Raw genomic sequence first — 22,371 nt, forward strand, 5'->3', positions numbered from 1 at the left:
CCCGGTGAGGCTTACGGGTTTGAATCGGCGTGACCGGAAGGGCGCGTGGTGGGCGGGCCGGCACAGACGACGGGCACTGACGCGAGGTCATATTGTGCACGACGATGCCCGGCGCCGGGGGTGACACCCGGGAATTGGCCGAGACTGTCAGCGCCCTTCCGGTCACGCCGATTCAAACCCGTAAGCCTCACCGGGAACCTGGTTAGCGTCGAACAGTCGTTGTAGCAGCCGCTTTCGAGGGGAGCGTGGCCATGCCTTCTTCTGTTTCCACCCGGGTCGAGGTGACGCCGTTGTCGGGCTTCACCGGCGCACTGATCGAGGGAATCGATCTGTCGACGCCGTTGACGCCCGACCAGACCGCAGCGATCCGGGCGGCACTACACCAGTGGAAGGTGGTCTTCTTCCGGGGACAGCAACTCGACCATGCGTCCCAGATCGCGTTCGGCGCACAGTTCGGTGAGGTGACGCCGGGGCATCCGTACGAGGGCGATTCTGCCCCAGCCGGATTCCCGCAGATCCATACGGTCTCGCCGGCGGCCTACGATCACCGGTACGGCACAAAGTACCGCAAGCGGCAAAGCCCCAACGGACCCGGCTGGCACGCCGACGTCACACCGCTGATCAACCCGCCGTCGCATTCCATCCTTCGCGCCGAACGCGTACCCGACTACGGTGGCGACACCCAGTTCACCAATGTGGCAGCGGTATACGCGGGGCTTTCCCCGTCGGTGCGGACACTGCTCGACGAGTTGCGTGCCGAGCACCGCTTCGGCACGACGACATCGGCCGAACGCAGCGCCGAGAAGATCGGCGATCTGGTCCGCAGCAATCCGCTGGCCACCATCCACCCGGTCGTCCGCGTGCATCCGGAGACCGGGGAGAAGGTTCTCTACGTCAATCCGTCCTTCACGCGCGAGATCGTCAATCTCTCGCCGCGGGAAAGCCGGCACCTGCTGGATCTGCTGTTCGAGGAGATCGCGCGCCCGGAGTACTCGGTGCGGTTCAAGTGGGAGCCCGGCAGTGTGGCGTTCTGGGACAACCGGGCCGCCCTGCACCTGGCCCCACGCGACTTCGAGCATGTCGAAGGTGACCGCGTGCTGCACCGGATCACGTTGGTCGGTGACATTCCCGTCGGGCCCGACGGTGTTGCCTCGGAGTCGATTTCGGGCGATTACTTCGGAGCCGCCTGAGATGGCCACGGTGTTGTCGCGGCCGGCTCGCGCCACGGATGGCGTCGGCGTAGCCGGACTGGTCGATCCGCGGGCCGCGGTTCGCCGGGCACAACGCAAGCCGCCGGTGCCGCGGTCGGTCCAACGTCTGCTGGGCCCGCTCCTGCTGGTCGGGCTGTGGCAACTGCTCTCGACTGTCGGCATCTTCGACGAGCGCACGGTGCCGCCGCCGACGCGGGTGCTCGCGGCCGCATGGGCCCTGATCGCGGACGGAACGTTCTCCGAGCACCTGACGGCCAGTCTGTTGCGGGTCGGATACGGACTGGTTTTCGGCATCGCGCTCGGGCTGGGCCTGGCCCTGATCTCGGGACTGTCGCGGATCGGAGAAAACTTCGTCGACGCCAATATGGAGGTGCTGCGGGCGGTTCCGAACTTCGCACTGGTGCCGCTGCTGATCGTCTGGTTCGGTATCAGCGAGGTCCCGAAGGTCCTGCTGATCACCCTGGCGGTCGCGGTCGCGATCTACATCAACACGTTCAGCGCGATCCGCAGTGTCGACGCCGCCCTCGTGGAGGCGGCGCGCTCCTTCGGCGCCGGCCGCGCCGAGATGATCTACCGCGTCATCATTCCCGGTTCGCTGCCCGGGTTTCTCGTCGGTCTGCGCCTGGCGCTGACCGCTTCGTGGTTGTCGTTGATCTTTGCCGAGACGATCAACGCCAAGAAGGGCCTGGGTCGGATGATGACCGATGCGCGCGAGTACTTCCAGATCGACGTCGTGTTCGTGTTGATCGCGGTCTACGCGATCCTGGGCTTGATCTCGATCCTGGTGGTCCGCTTCCTCGAAGGCCGGTTGCTCAGCTGGAGACGCGCCTATGACGGTGAGTGAGGCGGTGGCCAGTGCCGTCGGCGTGTCATCGGTGGTGATCGCCCGCGACATTCGGAAACGGTTCGGGGACCACGTGATTCTCGACGGGCTGAACCTGGAGATCCGGGCCGGCGAATTCGTCGCGTTGCTGGGCCGCAGCGGTTCGGGCAAGAGCACCTTCCTGCGGGCCCTGGGCGCCCTCGACAGTGACGTGGAGGGCTACTTGCGGGTGCCCGAGCGACGGGCGATCGTGTTCCAAGACCCGCGGTTGCTGCCGTGGCAGCGGGTGCTGGCGAACGTGACGGTCGGGCTGCCCGCCAACGGCGCTGTGCGACAGCAGGCCTTGGCCGCCCTCGGCGAGGTGAACCTGGCCGACAAGGCGAAGGTGTGGCCGCGCACGCTGTCCGGTGGGGAGGCGCAGCGGGTGGCGCTGGCCCGCGCCCTGGTGCGGGAGCCTCAACTGCTGCTGCTCGACGAACCATTCGGCGCACTCGATGCGTTGACCCGGATCAAGATGCACGGGTTGTTGATGGACCTGTACCGCAGGCACACCCCCGCCGTCCTGCTGGTCACTCACGATGTCGACGAGGCAATCGCTCTCGCCGACCGCGTGATCGTGCTGACCGATGGAGTCATATCACTCGATGTCGAGGTCACGGTCCCGAAGCCGCGTGCCCGCGACACCCATGAATTCGCCACGCTGCGAAAGCGATTGCTCTCCGAACTCGGTGTATCCGAAGACAAGGAATAGGTCAGATGCCATCTGGTGGTCGAGCATGGCGCGGAACGGCCGCGCTGCTGTTGATTCCGTTGTTGCTCAGTGCCTGCGGGCTCTCCGACGACGAGGGCGGGGACGCCATCGACACGGTGAAGATCGCGACCGACTCCGAGGTGCCGCCGGGTACCAAGCTCATCGTCGCCGAGCAGAACGGGACGCAGTCACTGCCGTGGAATCTCGCCAATGCCGGGCAGGGAACGCCCTATGAGGTCGATTTCGCCGACTTCAGTGGCGGCGCTGCGGTCATCGAGGCGCTGCGCTCCGGGGCGGCCGACGTCGGATCGATCGGTGAGGCGCCGGTGCCGATCGCGGTCGACAGCGGGGTCACCGATCTGGTGACCATCGGGCTGCAGGCCAATCCCGGTACCAGTGGCGGTTATTACCTGGTGGCCCGCCCCGACAGCGGTGTGGACACGATCGAGGATCTTCGCGGTAAACGAGTGGCGTACCCGCCGGGTTCCGGCCGCCACATGATCACCGCAGCGTTGCTCAAGCGCCACGGACTAGATCTGAAGACCGATGTGCAGCCGGTAGAACTGGCCGGGGCAGAGGTGGTTCCGACGTTCGCCGCCGGCGCGGTCGACGCCGCCATCGTGCTCGGCAATCAGTACTACCAACTGGGGGAGCCGCCGATCCTGGGTGACGGCAAGGGCATCAACACCGGCATCCAGACGCTGATTGTGCGCCGCGATGTGCTCGACGACCCGGCCAAGGTGGCGGCGATCGGCGACTACGTCGGGCGGGCGGTCGCGGCCAACAACTGGAAGGACACCCACGCCGATCAGTGGATCGACCAGTACTACGTCAAGGTGCAGGGAATCACGTTCGAGCAGGGCAAGAAACTCTACGAAGAGGACGGGATCGCGTCGTACTACCCGATCGACGCGGATTCCACGGCCTTGTTCCAAACCGTCGCCGACGGTCTGCGCGACACCGGGACGATCAAGTCCCACGTCGATGTCGCGGCGTATGTGGACGGCCGCTACAACGACATCGTCACCGCACAAAACGAACTCGACGGCGTCACACCGAAATCGCTCAATTCGTAACGAATCCGAACACACTCAGGGGAACACAGATGACGCAAGTGGCATCCGCTCTCACCGTCCGGCCGCAGTCCGGCTGGACCGGTGCCGAAATCGACGGAATCGACCTCACCGCACCGTTATTCGACGACCATGTGGCCGAAATCCGTGCTGCGCTGCTCAAGTGGAAAGTGGTGTTCTTCCGCGACCAGTTCATCGGTCATGATGACCACCTGCGGCTGGCCCGGGCCTTCGGCGCTCCGACGCCGGCGCATCCATTGTTCGATTCGATCCCGGACCCGGACTATCCGACGATCTATCCGATCTTCGCCGACCGGTTCAAGGCCCGCTACGGCAGCAGCCGCGGCTTCGACAAGGCCAACTGGCATGCCGATGTGACCGCGGCCGTGAATCCGCCTGCCGCATCGATCCTTCGGGCCGAGGTGATCCCGCCCTACGGCGGCGACACCCAGTGGTCCAACACGGTCGCGGCCTATGACGGATTGTCCGCGCCGTTGCAGAAGCTGGCCGACGGCCTGCGGGCGGTGCACCGGTTCGCGCCACCCGAGGGTGCCACGGCCACCGACGACTATCGACGTCGGGTGAGTCGGCGGCCGCTGCTCACCGAGCACCCGGTGGTTCGGGTGCATCCCGAGACGGGCGAGAAGGCGCTCTACGTCAACCCTGGGTTCACCAGTCACATCGTCGACGTGTCACCGCACGAGAGCCGGCGCCTGCTCGGGTTGTTCTACGACGAACTGGTGCGCCCCGAGTACACCGTGCGGTTCAAGTGGGAACCGGGCAGCATCGCGTTCTGGGACAACCGCTCGACCGTCCATCTCGCCCCGTCGGATCTCACCGGTGAACACGACCGCCGGTTGTACCGGGTGACGTTGGTCGGTGACGTGCCGAACGGCCCCGATGGCCGCCCCTCGACAGCTTTGGACGGTGAGCCTTTCGAAGCCATCTAGCGCGGCCTCAACCTGCCGGCACCACAATCGTCAGTTCGTCGCCGTCACGTTCGACGTTCATGCCCGCCCGACGGGCGACGGTGGCGACTGCGGCTGCGCTGTCCGGCTCGGCGCGTGAGCTGACCAAGGCTCGGGCCAGGTGACCTTTGTGGGCCTTGTTGAAGTGGCTGACCACGGTGAGGTGACCGTCGGGATGCTCGGCGAGCACTTGCGCGCGGACCGCTCCGGGGACACGGCCCAGCCCGGCGTAGGAGCCGGACCGCAGATCGACGAGCAACTCGCGGGTGGAAAGCTCGGCCAGCACCGGCTCCAGTACCGGCCGCCAGCGTTTGGCGAGGCCTGGTTGGCCGGGCAGCTTCGATGATGCCGACAGCCGGTAGGCGGGCACCAGATCGTCGGCCCGCAATAGGCCGAACAACGCCGATCCGACGGCCAGCCGGGTGCGGGCGCGAGCGGCGGCCTGGCCGCGCAACGAGCCGACGTCCAGCGCGTCGTACAGCACGCCGGTATACCGCTCGATGGCGGGCATCGTGGGTGCTCGGCGAAGCGCGGCGTTTCGCTCGATCTCCGCATCCTGAGCGGCCGAGATACCCAACGCCGTGCGGCAGGCCGGCGGGTCCGCGGCGAGCGCGACCAGTTCGTCGATCAATGACCGGCGAAGCGGCGTGAGTTCCGGTGAGCTCAGGCGGTCCAGCTGGATCGGCGGTCCGTCCCCGCCGGTGCGCTTGGTCTCCGACGGAGGGAGGAGCACGATCACACGCCGACGTTATCCGACCGGGTGTGACGCACCGACGACCGACAGGTGTGATCTCAGATGGCGACCGGAGCCGGATCCTCGGGCGCCGGGGGAGCCGGCGGCGGCGGGACGTCCAGCACGATCGGTGCCGGCGCGGCCATGGGGTCGACCGGGGCCATGGGGTCGGCCGGTGGCGGGGGTGCGAACGGGTCGATGGGTGCCGGGGCGGCCATCAGCTCGACCGGGGCGGGTGCGTCGACGGGCGGCGGCGGAGGTGCAAACGGGTCGAGCGGAGCCGGAGGCTCGGGTGCTTCTTCCGGCACGGGCAGGTACATGTGGTGGCTGAACTGGCGTTGGTATGCGCCACCGCCGCCGATCCGCACCCCATGCCCGCCTTCACCCGAGGACACCGGCGTGCCGTCGGGCAGGGTCACGGCAGTGTGGCCGTTGTTCCAGCCGATTACGAGGGCGCCGGGCTGGGTACCGTACTTGAACCCGCGGGCCAGGAGCGCGCGCTCCTGGTTTCCGGTGTTGAACCGGTCTCCGTAGACCGGTCGACCGGTGGCCGCGTTGCTGACCCAGGAAGCCAGGCCCGAGCAGTCGGTGCCCGCCGGGGAGTCTCCACCGGAGATGTACGGCGTGCCCGATACCTGCTGGACAAGCGCCATAAGCGTGGCGATAGCAAACATGCGGCCGGACGCTAGCAGAGCCGTTTTTACCCCGGCAAAATATGTGATTCCGGTTACAACCGGTAGTTGATATGGAGTGCTTCACGCATCGGCAGATTGAGTGCGGCTGTCCGCGCATGCAATTCGGTTGCCAGAAAGCAGTGTGTGACCGACGGTCGGCATGCGGTCTGGCGATCGTCCAATAGTGGTGCGGCAGTGAGCTTATGCGTCCATCGTAGGTGTGGTCATCGGCCCTCACTCATCCTTCTCGTAGATGAATACTGTTGATTGTCAAGGGCTTTCATCCTGGTGCTGGGTTGCGTTCGTTGTCCGGCATGCGGTTGTGGTGTCCCTGCGGCGCGGTGGTGTGTCGATTGTGCGCTCGAGTCGGGGCGCGGCGGTTTCGGCAACGTCGTGGCAGCTTCGGGCGGTGGCTGGATCAGGATGGTGGTATCCCGAAGACCGGACGCATGACGACGTGTGGCGGGCGTCACCGACGTTGACATGCAGCTGTGCGGCTGCATAATCACGAGTGGCATCCGGTCGGTTGCGTTTGGTGTGTGGAGAGATGATGGACACGGTCTTCAAGGCCCTGGCAGATCCGAGTCGACGGCTGCTTCTCGACAGCCTCAATGACCGCGACGGCCAGAGCCTGCGTGAGTTGTGCAGTGGTCTGGCGATGGCCCGCCAGTCGGTCAGCAAGCATCTGGCGGTGCTCGAGGCGGCGCATCTCGTCACGACCGTTCGTCAGGGCCGGGAAAAGCTGCACTACCTCAATGCCGAACCGATCAACGCCATCGCGGATCGCTGGATCGACCGCTACGACGCCGCCAGGGTGCACACCCTCACGGATCTGACGACGGTATTGGAGACCTCCGTCGCGGCTGCCGGCTTCGAATACACCACCTACATCCGGACCACTCCGGAACGGCTGTGGCAGGGGATCACCAGTCCGGCATACTCCCGCGGCTACCTGGGACACGCCATCGAGTCGGAGTGGCAGCGCGGTTCGTCATACATCTGGGTCGAGGACGGGCTTCGCATCGACGATTCCGAGCAGGTGATCGTGGAATCGGATCCGTATCAGCGGTTGGCATTCACCTACCCGACTTTCACACCCGCCTTGCACCACGCCGCGGATGTGAGTGAGGAAGCGATCTCCCTGGCCGCCGCCGAGTCTCGGTCAAAGGTGTCCTTCGACATCGAAACCGTCGGGGATCAGGTGAAGCTCACCGTGATCCACGACGGTTTCGATCCGAACAGCATTGTCCGAGAGATGGTTTCGCGCAGTTGGCCGTTCAAACTAGCCAACCTCAAATCCGGTCTCGAACAGGCCGTCTAGACCAGAGAGTCCTGAGGGTCGCGCTGCACGGGGGTGGGCCACGGTGCCGGCAGCGGACGCTGTCGCACCTGCTGCGGCCACCAGAACCACTTGCCCAGCAGTGCCGCGATGGACGGGGTCATGAACGACCGGATCACCAGGGTGTCGAACAGCAGACCGAGGCCGATCGTGGTGCCCACCTGGCCGATCACGGCCAGTTCGCTGACGGCCATCGACATCATGGTGAACGCGAACACCAGACCTGCTGAGGTGACCACGGATCCGGTGCCACCCATGGCGCGGATGATGCCGGTATTCAGACCTGCGTGTATCTCCTCTTTGAACCGGGAGACCAGCAACAGGTTGTAGTCCGCACCCACGGCCAACAACACGATGACCGCCATCGCGATCACCATCCAGTGCAGTTCCAGCCCGATCAGGTGCTGCCAGATGAGCACCGACAGACCGAATGACGCACCGAGTGACAGCACGACGGTGCCGACGATGACCGCGGCTGCCACCACGCTGCGGGTGAGGATCAGCATGATGATGAAAATCAGGCACAGCGCGGCGATTCCGGCGATCAGCAGGTCGTAGTTGGCGCCTTCCTGCATGTCCTTGAACGTGGCCGCGGTGCCGCCGAGGTAGATCTTGGAGCCCTCCAGTGGCGTGCCCTTGATGGCTTCCTTGGCGGCGTTCTTGATCGCGTCGATGTGTGAGATGCCCTCGGGACTCATCGGATCGCCTTCATGGCTGATGATGAACCGCACCGCATGTCCGTCGGGGGACAGGAACATCTTCATACCGCGCTTGAAGTCCGGGTTCTCGAAGGTCTCCGGTGGCAGATAGAACGAGTCGTCGTTCTTGGAAGCGTCGAACGCCTGGCCCATGGCCGTCTGGTTCTCCATCATCGCTTCCATCTGATCTTGCAGACCGCCCATGGTGGCCTGCATGGTCAGCATCATGTTCTTCATGTTCTTCATGGTCGTGATCATCGGCGGCATGATGGTGAGCATCTGCGGCATGAGCTCGTCGAGACGGTCCATGTCCGGCATCATTTTCTGAATGTCATCGGTCATGGTGTCGATGCCGTCGAGGGTGTCGAAGATCGACCGGATCGACCAGCACATCGGGATGTCGAAGCAGTGCGGTTCCCAGTACAGATAGTTGCGGATCGGCCGGAAGAAATCGTCGAAATCCGCGATGTGGTCCCGCATCTCGGCCACGTCATCGGTCATGCTGTGCATCTTGCCGACCATGCTGTGGGTGGTGTCGGACATCTGTCCCACGAGCACGAGCATCTGCTGCATGGTGTCGACAGTGGTCTGCATCTGGTCGGCCATGACCAACATGTCCTTCATGCGGTCCTGCATGTATTTCATGTTCATCATCTGCGTGGTGCCCTGCATGCTGATCTGGAACGGGATCGAGGTGTGCTCGATCGTCGTTCCCTGCGGGCGGGTGATGGCCTGGACCCGTGAGATGCCGGGGACCTCGAAGATTCGCTTCGCGATGCGGTCGACAACCAGGAAGTCCGCGGAGTTGCGCAGATCGTGGTCACTCTCGATGAGCAGCAACTCGGGGTTCATCCGGGCCTGGGAGAAGTGGCGGTCGGATGCGGCGTAGCCGGTGTTGGCCGGAAGATCGGCCGGCAGGTACTTCCGGTCGTTGTAGTTGGTCTGGTACCCGGGCAGGGTCAGCAGACCGACCAGTGAGAGCGCGATGGTGGTGATCAGGATCGGCCCAGGCCAACGCACCACGGCCGCACCGATTTTGCGCCAACCGCGGACCCGCATGGCCCGCTTGGGTTCCAGGGTCTTGCCGAATCTGCTGGCCACCGTGATGATGGCCGGGCCCAGCGTCAGGGCCGCGATCACGGCCGTGACCATGCCGATGGCCAGCGGGATGCCGAGGGACTGGAAGTACGGCAACCGGGTGAAGTGCAGGCACAAGGTGGCGCCGGCGATGGTCAGGCCCGAGCCCAGCACCACGTGCGCGGTGCCGTGGAACATCGTGTAGTAGGACTGTTCCCGGTCTTCACCGGCTCCCCGCGCCTCTTGATATCGCCCGATCAGGAAGATCGCGTAATCGGTCGACGCGGCGATGGCCAGGGTCACCAACAGGTTCGTGGCGAAGGTGGAGAGCCCGATGATGTTGTAGTAGCCCAGGAACGCGATCACACCGCGGGCCGCCGAGAGCGACAGCACCACCATGACCAAGGTGAGGATCACCGTGATGATCGAGCGGTAGACCAACAACAGCATGATGATGATGACCGTGAAGGTCAGCGCCTCGATGATCTGCACGCTGCGGTCACCGGCGATGTGTTGGTCGGCAGCCAACGCGGCCGGGCCGGTGACGTACGCCTTGACCCCCGGCGGCGGCGTGACGCTCTCCACGATCTGCTGGACGGCTTCGACGGATTCGTTGGCCAGCGCCTCGCCCTGGTTACCGGCGGTGTAGACCTGCACGTAAGAGGCCTTGCCGTCGGAGCTCTGCGCGCCCGAGGCGGTCAGCGGGTCGCCCCAGAAATCCTGGACGTGCTCGACGTGCTTCTTGTCCGCTTCGAGCTTGTCGACGATCTCGTCGTAGTAATCGTGGGCCTTGATGTCCAACGGTTGCTCGCCCTCGAGGACGACCATCACCGAGCTGTTGGACTTGAATTCCTGGAACACCTCGCCGACGCGCTTCATCGCGATCATCGACGGCGCCTCGTCGGGGCTCATCGACACCGAACGCATCTTCCCGACTTCTTCGAGCTGGGGGACGATGACGTTGAGGACGGCGATCAGCGCGATCCAGCCGATGATCAGCGGCACCGACAGTCGCCGGATCCACTTGGCGATGCCACCGTGCCGAGCGGGCTGCGGCCCGGTGACCGGGATCGAGTCCGTCGGGGTGTCGTAATTGCTCATGCAGATTTCACCAAGCAGAAGGTCTGGGCGTTCACGCCGTTGGAAGTTCTCTCGTCTTTGACCTCGTCATCGACGGTGATGCGGCAGCTGATCGTGTCGCCGTTGCCCTGGGCGACGATGTTGGGGAAGACCGACGGTGCGGTGGATTCCAGGCGCAGCGTCCACGGCAGGGTGACCCCGTCGATGCGCTGCGGCTGGGCGTCGAGGTCGAGGTAGTTGACGTCGGCGTACGCGCCGGGTTCGCCGTAGATCTCGTAGACCACGACCTTGGGGTCGAACGGCTTGGTGTCATCGACCTTGGCGCTGGAGATGCCGGAGCCGTCGCCGGCGCCGAAGAACGTGCGCACCCGCATCACCGTGAAGCCGCCTACCACGACCACCGCGGCGATGATCAACGGGATCCAGAATTTCTTGGCCAGGCTGGTCGGCGAAAATTGTTTCCGCCGAGAGCTTTTCGTCGCGTTGGTCATCGTGGAATGGCACCGGTCCGTCGGTTGTGGGCGAGGTGGGCAACGAGCAGGCCGGACGAGGTCGACAGATCGGAGGCATGGCGGCCGAAGGAAGAGTGCCCGTATGCCATGTTCACCTCGAAACGTCACGCCGTCTAGCCGAATGGCTAACTAAAACTTAGCGAGATATTAGCTTATTTAAATGAGTCACAAAACGGTGACACCACCGTGACGCATCACTGGCCGGACGCGGCCGCGGCCGGCCGACCGGCTTTGCCGCGCAGAGCACACAACGAGGTCACGCGGCCACGTCACGTTGCCTGTCGCGCGGCTGATCGCTTACTTCGCCACCGATTGTGATGGAGCTAACGAATGAGGAAGGGCTCCACCGCCGGGTTACCGGCGACGAAGCCCCATCCTCGTTGAACCTGGTGAACTAGTGCCAGTCCCACACGGACATGTCGTCGGGCGGGTAGTTCATGCAGACGTCGGTGGTGTTGGCCGCGACGCCCTTGTTGTTGAAGAACAACTTGGCCCAGTTGGGCCAGCGCCACGCCATGTTCTCGAAGAACGCATTGGTGGCGGTGTTCTCGGAATACTGCCGGCGGCCGGCGTAATCCATGGAGAAGAACCAGTGGATCCGGTCCCGCGCGCCCTGCTGGTCGGCGGCAGGCTTGTTGTTGTAGTCGATCATGTACCGCTCGTAGTACACCGGCTCGACATCGCGGGCCGCGGCCATGATCTGCTCGGCCGTGCATGGGGTGCGCAGGATCCGGTTCGGGATCGGGTAGTCGTCAGTGGCATCGGCCGAGGCGATGCCCGCGCCGGTCGCCACGCTGCCGACGACCGCGCATGCGGCCACGCCGGTGCGGATCAGGTTTTTGACACTCTTGTGGTTCAACATGTCGCTCCAAAAATCTGGGATCGGCCTCGGGAATCAGACTACGACGGCTTGGCGGCCTGTTCGTAGATAAAGCGCTGATCGGGGCAGTAGTAGTTGATGGCGGTACCGAGGAACTGCCACGCCTGGGCCGGCGAGCTGTCCCGCGCCAACTGCTTGCCCACGAACTTGACCGAGTCCTGAGCATTGTGGTCGACGCCGTTGTGCAGCCGCTTGCACATGATCTTGGCGATCCAGGCGTTGTAGTCCTTCTGTCCGTAGATCCCGAAGGTGTGCAACTCGTGGGCGAAGTTGGTGTCGGGATCCCGATCGAAAGACGGATCGGCATGTGCGGGAGCGGCGAAGGCGATAGCCGCCGCGGCACCAAGTGCTGCCAGGCCTGCAAGCTTCATGCGGTGAATCTTAGCCCATCTAAGCCTGATCTTGGCATGCAGTTCCTCATCTGATCGCCCACACGAGCGGAACGTTCTGCTCGGCGCTGGTCAGCGAACCATGGTGGCCGACCAATGCGGACTCCAGAGGTTCGGCGTTTCGTCGCAGCAGCGCGGCGCGGTCACGGGCGGCGGCTACGACGTCTCCGATGCGAGACCGGACGTCATCACGCACTCTCGGACCGAACCAGCCCGCGGCGATGGCTTCGTCCCGCGCCATCACCCAGGCGGAATCCGACAGGGTGGTGCGCCAGGTCGCCAGGACGTCATCGGCCGCGCCGGGGACGGTGTAGACGTGGCGGGCGCGGGCCTCTCCACCTACCGCCGCCACCCCGGCGCGCAGCGGTTCCGACTCGTCGACGTCGATCGCGGCGGTTTGATCGACGGCGACCATCCCGTGGTCGGCCACGACGGTGAGCAGACATTCGGAGGGCAGCGCCGCCAACACCGACTCCACCAGACGGTCGACCTGCCGTAGCTGCATGCGCCATGGCGTCGAGCCCGGGCCGTAGAGGTGACCCATCTGATCGAGGTCGGCGTGGTAGCCGTAACAGAAGCCACCACCGGCCACGGCCGTCATCACACCGGCGGTGAGATCACCGAGGGCGTGCACCCCGACGTAGCGTCCCCCGCGCAACACCGCCCGGGACAGGCCGGAACCGGCGTGCACCGCACCGGAGACGACCGATACTGCCACCCCCGCGGCCTCGGCTCGTTCGAACGTGGTGGGCAGGGGTTGGACGTGTTCGGGCACCACGCGGTCGCGCAGGTCCGGTCCCCATGGCTGCGGACGCCAGCGCAGCGCATTGATCACATCGACGTCCGGGGCTGCCTCGGGAACCCGGAAGGTGTAGCCGACAAAACCGTGCTCACCGGTGCGGCGGCCGGTGCCGATCGCGGCCAGACCGGCTGCGGTCGTGGACGGGAACCCGACGCTCAACGTCTGGTGGCTCGTCGATTCGGCCATACCGGTCAAAACCGGGGCGTCCGCGGCGTGGGCGGCCAGCAACTCGGCGCCCAGGCCGTCGATCAACAGCACGCACGCTCCGCGTACCGGACCGGGCCAGCTGATCCTCGCGTCGAACCCGGCCACGCCCATCGCGGCGAGCACCGAGGGCACGACATCGGCGAGATGCCGCGCTGTGGGGTCCGGATGTGGGGCTTCCACACCGTGAGCGTGTCACAGTTCGCCCGCGGCAAGTGGCCTCGGCCACTTCATCCAACCCGGTACCCTCGGTTTCCATGAAGTCGATGAAAGCCGTGATCCTTGCTACCGCTCTGGTGGTGGGCGCAGGTGGGGCCTTCACCGGCGTCGCCAGTGCCGATCCGGGGACACCGGCGCCCGCTCCGGCTCCCGGGCCCACGCCGACGGGTCCGGCTCCCGGTCCGGCGCCGGGTCCGGCCGTGGCAGCCCCCGCCGCTCCGGCACCTGACGCTGCGGCGCCGGCCGGCCCGGCGGCTCCCGCTGCGGCGGCACCGGGCGGTTCCCCGGCGAGCATCGACCACGACGGCCTGTTCATCGTCGGTACCGACATCCAACCGGGCAACTACGCCTCGGCCGGGCCGGTGGAGGGCGGCACGTGCTACTGGAAGCGGATGGCGGATCTGCACGGCGGAGACATCATCGACAACGCCTTCAGCAAGAAGCCTCAGGTGATCACGATCGAGGCCACCGACAAGGCCTTCAAGACGAGCGGTTGCCAACCGTGGCAGCTCACCGACGCCGCGCCCGACGCAGCGCCCACCGGTGACATCCCGGCATTGATCGCGCAGGCCAAACTCCGGGCCTGGCTCAACACCCTGAACAACAACGCCCGCAATTACGACGGGTCGCAGGTACCCACGCCCTGATTCCCGAGCCGGCCGGTGGACACGCCCGGGCGGCGCAGACCTCGACATCGGCCATCGGGTTCGTGTCCTCGGCAATTGTGCTGCTGCACAAGATGGTCCGAGGCATCGTCAGTTCGCTCGCGGCCGTTGCGCAGCATGTGCACAGCACACCGCACCCGCCCACGCTGCTAGTCTGCGAAAGCTGCCGGTTGCCGTGTACAGCGGTGACGAATCTAGCTTGAGCGATCTTGACTGATACGTGATCTTGAGTGATACGGAAAAGGTGTTGTGCGCGGCGCTGAGATCAAGGCCCTGACGGGACTGCGCATCGTCGCCGCGGTGTGGGTGGTGTTGTTCCACTTCCGTCCACTGCTCTACCAGGTCGCACCCGATGTCACGAAGGCGCTCGCCCCGGTGCTCGATTGTGGCGCCCAGGGCGTCGACCTGTTCTTCATCCTCAGCGGATTCGTGCTGACCTGGAACTACATCGATCGGATGGGCCCGAGCTGGGACACCCGGGCCACCCTGCATTTCCTGTGGCTGCGGTTGTCGCGGGTATGGCCGGTGTACCTCGTGACGCTGCATCTGGCGGCGCTGTGGCTGATCTTCACGCTCAACGTCGGACACATCCCGCCCGAGGACACCAGCGGCTACAACGCCGTGAGCTACGTGCGTCAGCTGTTCCTGGTCCAACTGTGGTTCCAGCCGTACTTCGACGGCAGCAGCTGGGACGGCCCGGCGTGGTCGATCAGTGCCGAGTGGTTGGCCTACCTGCTGTTCGGCGCACTGATCCTGGTGGTCTTCCGGATCGCACGCGCCACCCGCGCCCGAAGTCTGGTCTTGCTCGCCATCGCCGCCTCGGTGCCGCCGGTGGTGCTGTTGATGGCCACCGGCCACTTCTACACCCCGTGGAGCTGGTTGCCGCGAATCGTCATGCAGTTCACCGCGGGTGCCTTGGCGTGTGCGGCGGTGCGCAAACTGCATCTGAGCGATCGCGCCCGGCGGCGCGCGGGCTACCTGTCGATCGTGTTGGGCGGCGCCATCGTCGGCGGGCTGTACTTCTTCGACGCGCACCCGATGAACACCATCGGTGATGCCGGCGGGATCGTCGACATCCTGTTCGTCCCGCAGGTGGTGGCACTGGCGGTCGGCATCGGAAGTCTGCCGGCGCTGTTGTCGACCCGTTTACTGGTCTACGGCGGTCAGATCTCGTTCGGCCTGTACATGGTTCACGAGTTGGTCCACACCGCGTGGATCTGGACGACCAGGCAGTTCGACCTGACGCTGACGCCGACCCTCTCGGGCAAAGCAACTCTGGTCGGTTTGCTCGCCATTTCAGTGGTCGGGGCGGTCGTGCTCTATCACGTCGTGGAGGAACCGGCGCGACGGTGGATGCGCCGAATGGTCGACATTCGGCCCGTCGATTCGTCCGGCACGAGGCTGCACCGGGTCGGTAGCGAGCCCGAGGACGCCGCCACCGAGGTCCCGGCCCGCGCGGGCTGAGTGCTGTAACTATCCAAACCCGCTGCGCGACAGGTTGTTATGCCCTTGTTATCGGTGTGTCACCGACCGCCTATCTACCGCTCCGGTTCACCCCATAGGCTGTTCGGCGTATCGCGGTACGGGATGAATGCGTCTCGCCGGCAGTGGAGGTTGCAGTGAGTCGTCTGACCACATTCATCGTCTCACTCGGCCTTGTGGTCGGGCTGTTCGCGCAGGTTCCGCCGCAGCGCTATGTCACCTCGGGGCTGGATCCGCAGATCAGCCACATCGCGGTCATCGGTGACTCGTACACCACCGGCATGCCCGCCGAGGGCGGTATGGGGCCGAAGAACTGGGCGCCGCTGGCCTGGCAGAAGTTGGCGCAACGCGGGGTGCAGGTCGACGCCGACGTGGTGGCCGAAGGGGGAGCCGGTTACGTCGCGCGCGGCAACCGCGGCAGTATCTTCGCGGACCTGACTCCGCGCGCCGTCCAGCCCGACGACGCGTTGATCGTCTTCTTCGGGTCCCGTAACGACGACCGCGCGGATCTGGGTGCGGTCACCCGGTTGAGCCACGACGCGCTGACGTTGGCGCGTCAGACCGCGCCCGCCGCGCGGATGCTGGTGATCGGGCCACCCTGGGTGAATGCCGATGTGCCGCCGAACCTGTTGGCAGTACGCGACATCCTGCGGGACGAAGCTGAGCAGGTCGGGGCGACCTTCGTCGACCCGATCGCTGATCGGTGGTTCTTCGATCATCCGGAGTTGATCGGGGCTGACGGTATCCACCCGACCGATGCCGGCCACGCGTACATGGCCGACAAGATCGCGCCGTTGATCGGCAAAGAGCTGCCGCGCTGGGTCTGAGCCCGGCCGCTCATCCTGCCGACGTGGTGCGGAATCGGTCCCGGTAGGCCTTCGGCGACACCCCCAGCTGGTTGATGAACACCCGGCGGAGGGTCTCGGCGCTGCCGAACCCGGCCAGCCGGGCCGTGTCTCCGACCTGTCGTCCGGCATCCAGGGCCGCCCGGGCCACGTCGATGCGCACCATCTCGACGTAGCGCGCCGGCGTGGTGCCGAGTTCGGCCTGGAACAGCCGGGTCAACTGGCGGGTGCTCAACGATGCCAGTGCGGCAAGGGATTTCACGCTGTGGTCGGCGGTGGGATCAGCGGCGATCGCGTCGGTCACGTGCCGAAGCGTCGACTGGGCCGGAGCGTCCGATTCGACGAGCGTGGAGAACTGGGACTGGCCGCCGGCGCGTTTCAGGTAGACCACCAGTGACCGTGCGACGTCGCGGACCAGATCGGCCCCGTGATCCGACTCCACCAGGGCCAGCGCCAGGTCGATGCCCGCCGACACCCCGGCCGAGGTGTAGACGTTTTCGTCCCGCACGAAGATCGCGTCGGGTTCGACCGAGATCGTGGGATATGCGCGCGCCAGCAGGCGGGCGTGACGCCAGTGCGTGGTGGCCCGGCGTCCGTCGAGCAGTCCCGCCTCGGCCAGGATGAACGATCCGGTGCAGATCGAGGCCAGCCGCCGGGTTCGGGCCGGCACGTCCCGCAGGGACGAGACCAGTGCGGGGTCGATCGGCCGGCCCACGAGATCGTCTCCGCCCGAGACCAATACGGTGTCCACGGCATCGATCTGGTCGATCCGGTCGGTCACCGCGAACGTCGTGCCGATCGACGTGGTGACGTCGGCCCCGTCGACCGAGGCGATCCGCAGGCGGTAGTCCGCACCGAACCGGTTGGCTTCGGCGAACACCTCGGCGGGGCCGGCGGCGTCCAGCAGTTTCATCCCGTCGAAGACCACGATCGCGATCTCGCGCGGCTGCCCGGCATGTGCCATGCGTTCATTGTGTCGCTTCTTGTGGGAAACATGGCGCATCGGCCATGGGTCTGCCGGTCGGCCGCGTCCGAGACTGGTTTCATGACCACTTCATCGACCAACACAATCGCTGGGATCGAGTTGCCCGACACCCCATTGGTGCGTGACGTCACCGAGTACGTCCGTGACGTCGAGGACGACCTTCTGTTCCATCACTCACGCCGGGTGTTCTACTTCGGTGCACTGCAGGGCCTGCGCCGCGGCCTGCGACCGGATCTCGAGTTGCTGTACGTGGGCGCGATGTTCCACGACATCGGTCTGACCGAGTCCTACCGGACGGCCTCACAGTTGCGGTTCGAGGTCGACGGTGCCAATGCGGCCCGGGATTTCCTGGTGCAGCACGGCGTCGACGAGGCCGCCGCCCGGAAGGTGTGGCTCGGTATCGCCCTCCACACCACCCCGGGCATCCCGCAGTTTCTCGACCCCGAGATCGCCCTTGTGACTGCGGGGGTCGAGACGGATGTGCTGGGGATCGGCCGCGACGACCTGATGCCGCAGCACCTGGAGGCCGTCACCGCGGTTCATCCGCGGCCGGATTTCAAAAACCGGATCCTGCATGCCTTCACCGACGGTGTGCGGCAGCGTCCGGCATCCACTTTCGGCACGGTCAACGCTGATGTGCTCGCGCACTTCGACGACACGTTCGTGCGCGACGACTTCGTCGAGATCATCCGCAACAACAGTTGGCCGGAATGACGGTCAGCCGGCGCCGATGCGGCGTTCGGCGAGTTGCCGTATCGGTAGGGCCAGTGCCTCGGCACCCAGGATGTCCGGCAGAAGCTGCGGTTCGAGGGTGAGGGCGCGGAACACGAGGCCGATGGTGATGTCGTGGTCGGGCCGGTGCGTCACGGTGATCTCGTCGCCGCCGGTTACCGAACCGGGCGTCAACAGACGGAAATAGGCACCCGGAATCGCCGCCCTGGTAAAGGTTTTCACCCATCCGTTGATCTGCAGCCAGTTCGCGAACGTCCGGCACGGTATCCGCGGACGCGACACCTCGAGTTCGAGGCCGTCGGACCCGACCAGCCACCGTTCGCCGATGCGGGCGTTGGTGACGTCGATGCCCGCGGTGGTCAGGTTCTCTCCGAAGACGCCGTTGGCGATGTCGCGGTCCAGTTCGGTCTGCCAGGCGTCGAGGTCTTCACGCGCATAGGCATACACCGCCTGGTCGTCACCGCCGTGGAACTGCTGGTCGCCGATGATGTCACCGATCAGTCCGCTACCGAGCCCGCTGTGCATCGGACCAGGGGCACGAACGGCGACCGCGCCGTCGACCGGGCGCTTGTCGATTCCGGTGACGGCACGTCCCTCGGCGGTGTTGGGTCGTGGATGGGCCACGTTGACCGTCAGTACCTGCGCCATGATCCACAGCGTAACGGTCTAGAAGGACGGTGTCGCAACGCCATTCGGGGCCGGGGCCGGTGGCGGCACCGGCAGGCACAGCCCGGTCGCGGTGTCGAGTTGCCGGCCCGGCACACAGAACGGGGAGCAACCGTTGGTGACACCGGTTTCTCCCGGTGGGCATGCCGAGCTCGCGGCCGGCGTCGCGATGGTGGCCGCCGCCATCGACCCGGCCGACAGCAACGCAACCGACATCACCGTGAGTACCCCACGCCACACTGGGCTCGTCATCGCTTGACTCCTCATGAACCGGCAGTCCGACCTACGGGCGGAGTTTAAGCCCCGCGGTCGGGGCGGCGTCGCCGGTTGGCCACTTGCGCCCGTCCTCCGCCGCCGGCCCGCTCGCTGGGCTAGCGTCACGTGCTTGTGCAGACCCTGATCGATTTCGACCGCGCGCCCGTTTTCGCGATCCCCACCGTCGCGCCGGTGGACGGACTCACCGTGCGTGAGGGAATGCTGCTGGAAGGTCCGCAGGGTTGGGGAGAATTCAGCCCGTTGCCGCACGACCGCTCGCTGGTGCGTTGGCTGACGGCCGCGACCGAACCGGGCACGGTCGGTTGGCCGGATCCGGTGCGCGGGCGGGTGCCGATCGCGGTCACCATCCCGACGGTCGATGCGGCGCAGGCCCATCAGATCGCGGCCACCTCGAAAAGCCGTGCCGCCGCCGTCGAGGTGGGGGCGGGGCCGCTGGCCGAGGACATCGAACGGGTACAGGCGGTGCGAGACGGGCTTGGACCGGCAGGCGCCGTGCGTTGCCACGCCAAGGGCCGGTGGAATCCGGATACCGCGGTGGCGGCCATCGCCGCCCTCGATCGAGCGGCCGGTGGACTGGAGTTCGTGGTGCAGCCCTGCCCGACGATCGACGAGCTGGCCGCCGTCAGACGCCGGGTCGACGTGCCCATCGCGGTCGACGAGTCGGTCACCGGTGCCGACGACGCGGTGCATCTGCGCCTGGAAGCGGCAGCCGATGTCGCGGTGCTCGCTGCCGGGCCGCTGGGCGGGGCCCGGCGTGCGTTGCGGGTCGCCGAGTCGTGCGGGCTGCCGTGCGTGGTCCGATCGAGCTTGGAGACCACGATCGGCCTGGCTGCCGGGCTCGCGCTGGCCGGCGCGTTACCGCAGTTGCCGTTCGCCTGCGAGCTGGGAACCCGGGAGCTGCTCGCCGGCGATCTGGTCGCCGAATCGCGGTCGCTGGCAGCGGTGGATGGCTACCTACCGGTCGCGCCGATGCCGCCGGCTCCGCAACGCGAGCAGTTGGAGCGCTACGCGGTCACCGACCCCGTTCGTCTGCAGTGGTGGCGCGAACGTCTTCGGGCTGCCATCACCGCATCGTGACCGACGCAGCGGTTCAGTCCTGCACCGCCTTGGCGAGGGCCACACAGATGGTCAGCCAGTCCGGGTCGGGGCGGGCTTGTTCGGTCAACTCCCACATCGCGTTGTGCATCATCCGTACGATCACCCAGTCCCTGGCCCGGTCGGGATCCAGGTTTGCGGCGTCGACCAGGGCCGCAAGCCGCCGACGGACCCCGTCGCGAACATACCCGGCCAGCTCGTCCCACCGGTTCCACAGCATCGGTGCGACGTCGTAGTGCGGGTCTCCGTTCATCGGCTTCGGGTCGATCACCAGCCACGGCTCGCGGTCGCCGGCGAGCACGTTGGTGTAGTGCAGGTCGCAGTGGATGACGGTGTCGGGAACTGTGCGGTCGGCAGTCAGATCGGTGCCCAGCGAGATAGCCTGCTCGACGAGTCGGCGCGGCAGCGGGGCGTTGCGCGGCAGCCGGGCCAGGTCGGCGGACCAGCGTGCGGTGCTCTCGGCGGCCGAACGCAGTTGAGGGAGCGGTGGCACGTGAATCCGGCCGTAGAGTTCGGCCACCACCTCGCAGGCCTCGATATCCCAGAGCTCGTTGAGGTTTCGCTGCTGCAGCCGTTCGAGCAGCAGCGTGCGACGGTGCGGGTCGGCACGCAGCAGCCGGGCCGCACCGGCTCCGGCCCACCGCCGCAGCGCCAGATGTTCGTGGGCGGACTCGTCATCGGGGAAGCCGGCCTTGAGAACCGCCGCGACGCCGTCGTCGGTCCGCACCGGCAACACGATCGAACAGTGACCGTGGTACGGCGACCCGTCGGCATGCAGTTTCCACTCGTCGAATTGCGCCTGCAGCATCCGGGGCAGGCCGTCGACCCATGACTGCCACCGCGGTCCCCGCGTACCCATGGCGCGCACGGCCTCGGGCAGATCGATCATCGCGCCCATGGTCGCACCCCGGGCGGCCCGCCGGGCACCCGGTTTTGACAGACTGTGCGCTATGGCACAGATAACCTTGCGCGGAAATTCCATCAACACCGTCGGCGAACTGCCCGCAGTCGGCGGCCCGGCCCCCAGCTTCTCGCTCACCGGCACCGACCTCGGCGCCGTCACCAGCGACCAGTTCCAGGGCAAGGCGTTGCTGCTGAACATCTTCCCGTCGGTCGACACGCCGGTGTGCGCCGCCAGCGTGCGCACCTTCAACGAGCGCGCTGCCGAGGCCGGTGCCACGGTGCTGTGCGTGTCGAAGGACCTGCCGTTCGCCCAGAAGCGGTTCTGCGGCGCCGAGGGCATCGAGAATGTCACGTCGGCCTCGGCCTTCCGGGACAGCTTCGGTGAGGACTACGGCATCACCCTGGCCGACGGCCCGATGGCCGGCCTGTTGGGCCGCGCCGTCGTGGTGATCGGTGCCGACGGCAACGTGGCCTACTCCGAGCTGGTGCCCGAGATCGCTCAGGAGCCCGACTACGACGCCGCCCTGGCCGCGCTCAAGTAACGCCGTTCGTTACCTCACCGGCGCAGCTGCGCCGGTGAGGAACGAAAACCCGGTCGACGCTCAGATCGGCCACTGCTCGCGGCGATACGCCGCATCGAAGAACATCCATTCGTATTTCGCCGTGACCACGAAGTGCGCTTGGGCGGCAGCCTCTTGCGCCGGGCCGAGCGCGGGGCCGATCCGATCCGTCACGGTCAGCACCTCGGCGACGGTCGCGGCAAATTCCTCGCCGCCATAGCTGTCGATCCAGCGCTGGTAACGCCGGTCAGGCGAACCAGTTTGCAGGAGCTCGGCCCCGACGCGGGCGTAGATCCAATAGCAGGGCAGCACCGCCGCCAGCCCTTCGGCAAAGCTCCCGCCGTACGCCGTGGCCAACAGATAACTCGTGTAGGCCTGGGTGGCCGGTGCCACCGGGGTCGAGTTCAACTCCGTGAGATCGAGCCCCAGGGCGGGCAGCAGTTCATTGTGCAATCCCAGCTCCACGTCGAAGATTTCGGCCGCATGCCGGGAGAACATCGCGGTATCGGCCAGAGTGGGCGCCTTGGCGCCGACGATCGCCAGGGCACGGGCGTAGTCACGGAGATAGTGCACGTCTTGTGCGACATAGTGCGTGAATGCCGTGTCGTCGAGGCTGCCGTCGGTGAGCCCGGTCAGAAAAGGGTGCGCCAGGGTTGCGGCGAAGGTCGGCTCGATCGAGTGCCACAGCCGTGCCGAGAAGGATCGCGGATTCGCATCGGTATGCATGTC

Annotated in this window: 24 protein-coding genes; 12 read left to right on the plus strand and 12 right to left on the minus strand. The window is 66.2% G+C overall.

What is annotated here, in order from left to right; genetic code table 11:
* Nucleotides 1-251 precede the first annotated feature (251 nt).
* The 5 genes from A5740_RS13930 to A5740_RS13950 are packed head-to-tail and all read left to right on the plus strand — an operon-like array spanning nt 252 to nt 4,808.
* Nucleotides 252-1,190, plus strand: coding sequence for a TauD/TfdA family dioxygenase (locus tag A5740_RS13930; RefSeq protein WP_217696697.1), 939 nt, complete (start codon nt 252-254; stop codon nt 1,188-1,190).
* Nucleotide 1,191: 1 nt separating this feature from the next.
* A complete protein-coding gene (locus tag A5740_RS13935) occupies nt 1,192-2,055 on the plus strand; it encodes an ABC transporter permease (protein WP_076194927.1) in 864 nt (287 codons plus the stop codon).
* Nucleotides 2,042-2,785, plus strand: coding sequence for an ABC transporter ATP-binding protein (locus A5740_RS13940; protein ID WP_076194928.1), 744 nt, complete (start codon nt 2,042-2,044; stop codon nt 2,783-2,785). The genes A5740_RS13935 and A5740_RS13940 overlap by 14 nt, the downstream gene beginning before the upstream one ends.
* A 5-nt stretch (nt 2,786-2,790) precedes the next feature.
* Nucleotides 2,791-3,861, plus strand: a complete 1,071-nt coding sequence (locus A5740_RS13945; protein WP_076194930.1) for a PhnD/SsuA/transferrin family substrate-binding protein — start codon at nt 2,791-2,793, stop codon at nt 3,859-3,861.
* Nucleotides 3,862-3,890: 29 nt separating this feature from the next.
* Nucleotides 3,891-4,808 carry a TauD/TfdA family dioxygenase gene (locus A5740_RS13950; protein ID WP_076194931.1) on the plus strand — a complete coding sequence of 306 codons (918 nt, stop codon included), beginning with the start codon at nt 3,891-3,893 and terminating at the stop codon, nt 4,806-4,808.
* 7 nt (nt 4,809-4,815) lie between these two features.
* Here A5740_RS13950 and yaaA read toward each other — a convergent pair whose 3' ends face one another.
* Both yaaA and A5740_RS13960 read right to left on the minus strand, forming a co-directional pair.
* A complete protein-coding gene (yaaA, locus tag A5740_RS13955) occupies nt 4,816-5,565 on the minus strand; it encodes a peroxide stress protein YaaA (RefSeq protein ID WP_076194933.1) in 750 nt (249 codons plus the stop codon).
* A 53-nt stretch (nt 5,566-5,618) separates the two neighbouring features.
* Nucleotides 5,619-6,233: a glycoside hydrolase gene (locus A5740_RS13960; protein WP_076194934.1), complete on the minus strand. Its 615-nt coding sequence runs from the start codon at nt 6,231-6,233 to the stop codon at nt 5,619-5,621.
* Nucleotides 6,234-6,783: 550 nt separating this feature from the next.
* On the opposite strand from A5740_RS13960, the gene A5740_RS13965 reads away from it, so the two are divergent.
* Entirely contained in the window at nt 6,784-7,554 is a 771-nt protein-coding gene (locus A5740_RS13965; RefSeq protein WP_076195001.1) for a metalloregulator ArsR/SmtB family transcription factor, read from the plus strand.
* Here the strand turns inward: A5740_RS13965 and A5740_RS13970 are convergent.
* The 5 genes from A5740_RS13970 to A5740_RS13990 all read right to left on the minus strand — a co-directional run bounded on the left by A5740_RS13970 (nt 7,551) and on the right by A5740_RS13990 (nt 13,397).
* Complete coding sequence (locus A5740_RS13970; RefSeq protein ID WP_076194936.1) at nt 7,551-10,448, minus strand: RND family transporter; 2,898 nt, start codon at nt 10,446-10,448, stop codon at nt 7,551-7,553. The two genes, A5740_RS13965 and A5740_RS13970, sit on opposite strands and share 4 nt — an antisense overlap.
* The gene (locus A5740_RS13975) at nt 10,445-10,918 is read right to left on the minus strand and encodes an MmpS family protein (protein ID WP_076194937.1); all 474 of its coding nucleotides are present in this window, start codon (nt 10,916-10,918) and stop codon (nt 10,445-10,447) included. The genes A5740_RS13970 and A5740_RS13975 overlap by 4 nt, the downstream gene beginning before the upstream one ends.
* 415 nt (nt 10,919-11,333) lie before the next feature.
* Nucleotides 11,334-11,801 carry a DUF5078 domain-containing protein gene (locus A5740_RS13980; protein ID WP_076194939.1) on the minus strand — a complete coding sequence of 156 codons (468 nt, stop codon included), beginning with the start codon at nt 11,799-11,801 and terminating at the stop codon, nt 11,334-11,336.
* A 38-nt stretch (nt 11,802-11,839) separates the two neighbouring features.
* A complete protein-coding gene (locus A5740_RS13985) occupies nt 11,840-12,190 on the minus strand; it encodes a DUF732 domain-containing protein (RefSeq protein WP_076194941.1) in 351 nt (116 codons plus the stop codon).
* Between the two features lie 46 nt (nt 12,191-12,236).
* The gene (locus A5740_RS13990) at nt 12,237-13,397 is read right to left on the minus strand and encodes an alkaline phosphatase family protein (protein ID WP_076194942.1); all 1,161 of its coding nucleotides are present in this window, start codon (nt 13,395-13,397) and stop codon (nt 12,237-12,239) included.
* Between the two features lie 83 nt (nt 13,398-13,480).
* Between A5740_RS13990 and A5740_RS13995 the strand changes: the two genes are divergently transcribed.
* The 3 genes from A5740_RS13995 (at nt 13,481) to A5740_RS14005 (ending at nt 16,407) form a co-directional block, all read left to right on the plus strand.
* Nucleotides 13,481-14,080, plus strand: a complete 600-nt coding sequence (locus A5740_RS13995) for a hypothetical protein (RefSeq protein WP_371454754.1) — start codon at nt 13,481-13,483, stop codon at nt 14,078-14,080.
* 267 nt (nt 14,081-14,347) lie between these two features.
* Nucleotides 14,348-15,562, plus strand: a complete 1,215-nt coding sequence (locus tag A5740_RS14000; protein WP_076194945.1) for an acyltransferase — start codon at nt 14,348-14,350, stop codon at nt 15,560-15,562.
* A 155-nt stretch (nt 15,563-15,717) separates the two neighbouring features.
* Entirely contained in the window at nt 15,718-16,407 is a 690-nt protein-coding gene (locus A5740_RS14005; protein ID WP_076194946.1) for a GDSL lipase, read from the plus strand.
* A 10-nt stretch (nt 16,408-16,417) separates the two neighbouring features.
* Here the strand turns inward: A5740_RS14005 and A5740_RS14010 are convergent, their stop codons facing one another.
* Nucleotides 16,418-17,389, minus strand: coding sequence for a GlxA family transcriptional regulator (locus A5740_RS14010; protein WP_076194948.1), 972 nt, complete (start codon nt 17,387-17,389; stop codon nt 16,418-16,420).
* A gap of 81 nt (nt 17,390-17,470) precedes the next feature.
* Here A5740_RS14010 and A5740_RS14015 point away from each other — a divergent pair, with 81 nt between their 5' ends.
* The gene (locus A5740_RS14015; protein ID WP_076195002.1) at nt 17,471-18,124 is read left to right on the plus strand and encodes an HD domain-containing protein; all 654 of its coding nucleotides are present in this window, start codon (nt 17,471-17,473) and stop codon (nt 18,122-18,124) included.
* A 3-nt stretch (nt 18,125-18,127) separates the two neighbouring features.
* Here A5740_RS14015 and A5740_RS14020 read toward each other — a convergent pair whose 3' ends face one another.
* Both A5740_RS14020 and A5740_RS14025 read right to left on the minus strand, forming a co-directional pair.
* The gene (locus A5740_RS14020; RefSeq protein ID WP_076194949.1) at nt 18,128-18,790 is read right to left on the minus strand and encodes an MOSC domain-containing protein; all 663 of its coding nucleotides are present in this window, start codon (nt 18,788-18,790) and stop codon (nt 18,128-18,130) included.
* 18 nt (nt 18,791-18,808) lie between these two features.
* Nucleotides 18,809-19,060: a hypothetical protein gene (locus A5740_RS14025; protein WP_076194951.1), complete on the minus strand. Its 252-nt coding sequence runs from the start codon at nt 19,058-19,060 to the stop codon at nt 18,809-18,811.
* Between the two features lie 135 nt (nt 19,061-19,195).
* Here A5740_RS14025 and A5740_RS14030 point away from each other — a divergent pair, with 135 nt between their 5' ends.
* A complete protein-coding gene (locus A5740_RS14030) occupies nt 19,196-20,161 on the plus strand; it encodes an o-succinylbenzoate synthase (RefSeq protein WP_076194953.1) in 966 nt (321 codons plus the stop codon).
* A 13-nt stretch (nt 20,162-20,174) separates the two neighbouring features.
* On the opposite strand, the gene A5740_RS14035 is transcribed toward A5740_RS14030, so the two are convergent.
* Nucleotides 20,175-21,068 carry an aminoglycoside phosphotransferase family protein gene (locus A5740_RS14035; protein ID WP_076195003.1) on the minus strand — a complete coding sequence of 298 codons (894 nt, stop codon included), beginning with the start codon at nt 21,066-21,068 and terminating at the stop codon, nt 20,175-20,177.
* Between the two features lie 61 nt (nt 21,069-21,129).
* Here A5740_RS14035 and tpx point away from each other — a divergent pair, with 61 nt between their 5' ends.
* On the plus strand, nt 21,130-21,624 hold the full coding sequence (gene tpx, locus A5740_RS14040; protein WP_076194954.1) for a thiol peroxidase: 495 nt from the start codon (nt 21,130-21,132) through the stop codon (nt 21,622-21,624).
* 60 nt (nt 21,625-21,684) lie between these two features.
* On the opposite strand, the gene tenA is transcribed toward tpx, so the two are convergent.
* Nucleotides 21,685-22,368: a thiaminase II gene (tenA, locus tag A5740_RS14045; protein WP_076194956.1), complete on the minus strand. Its 684-nt coding sequence runs from the start codon at nt 22,366-22,368 to the stop codon at nt 21,685-21,687.
* Nucleotides 22,369-22,371 lie beyond the last annotated feature (3 nt).

The sequence above is a fragment of the Mycobacterium sp. GA-1841 genome, from assembly GCF_001954135.1.
Lineage (GTDB): Bacteria > Actinomycetota > Actinomycetes > Mycobacteriales > Mycobacteriaceae > Mycobacterium.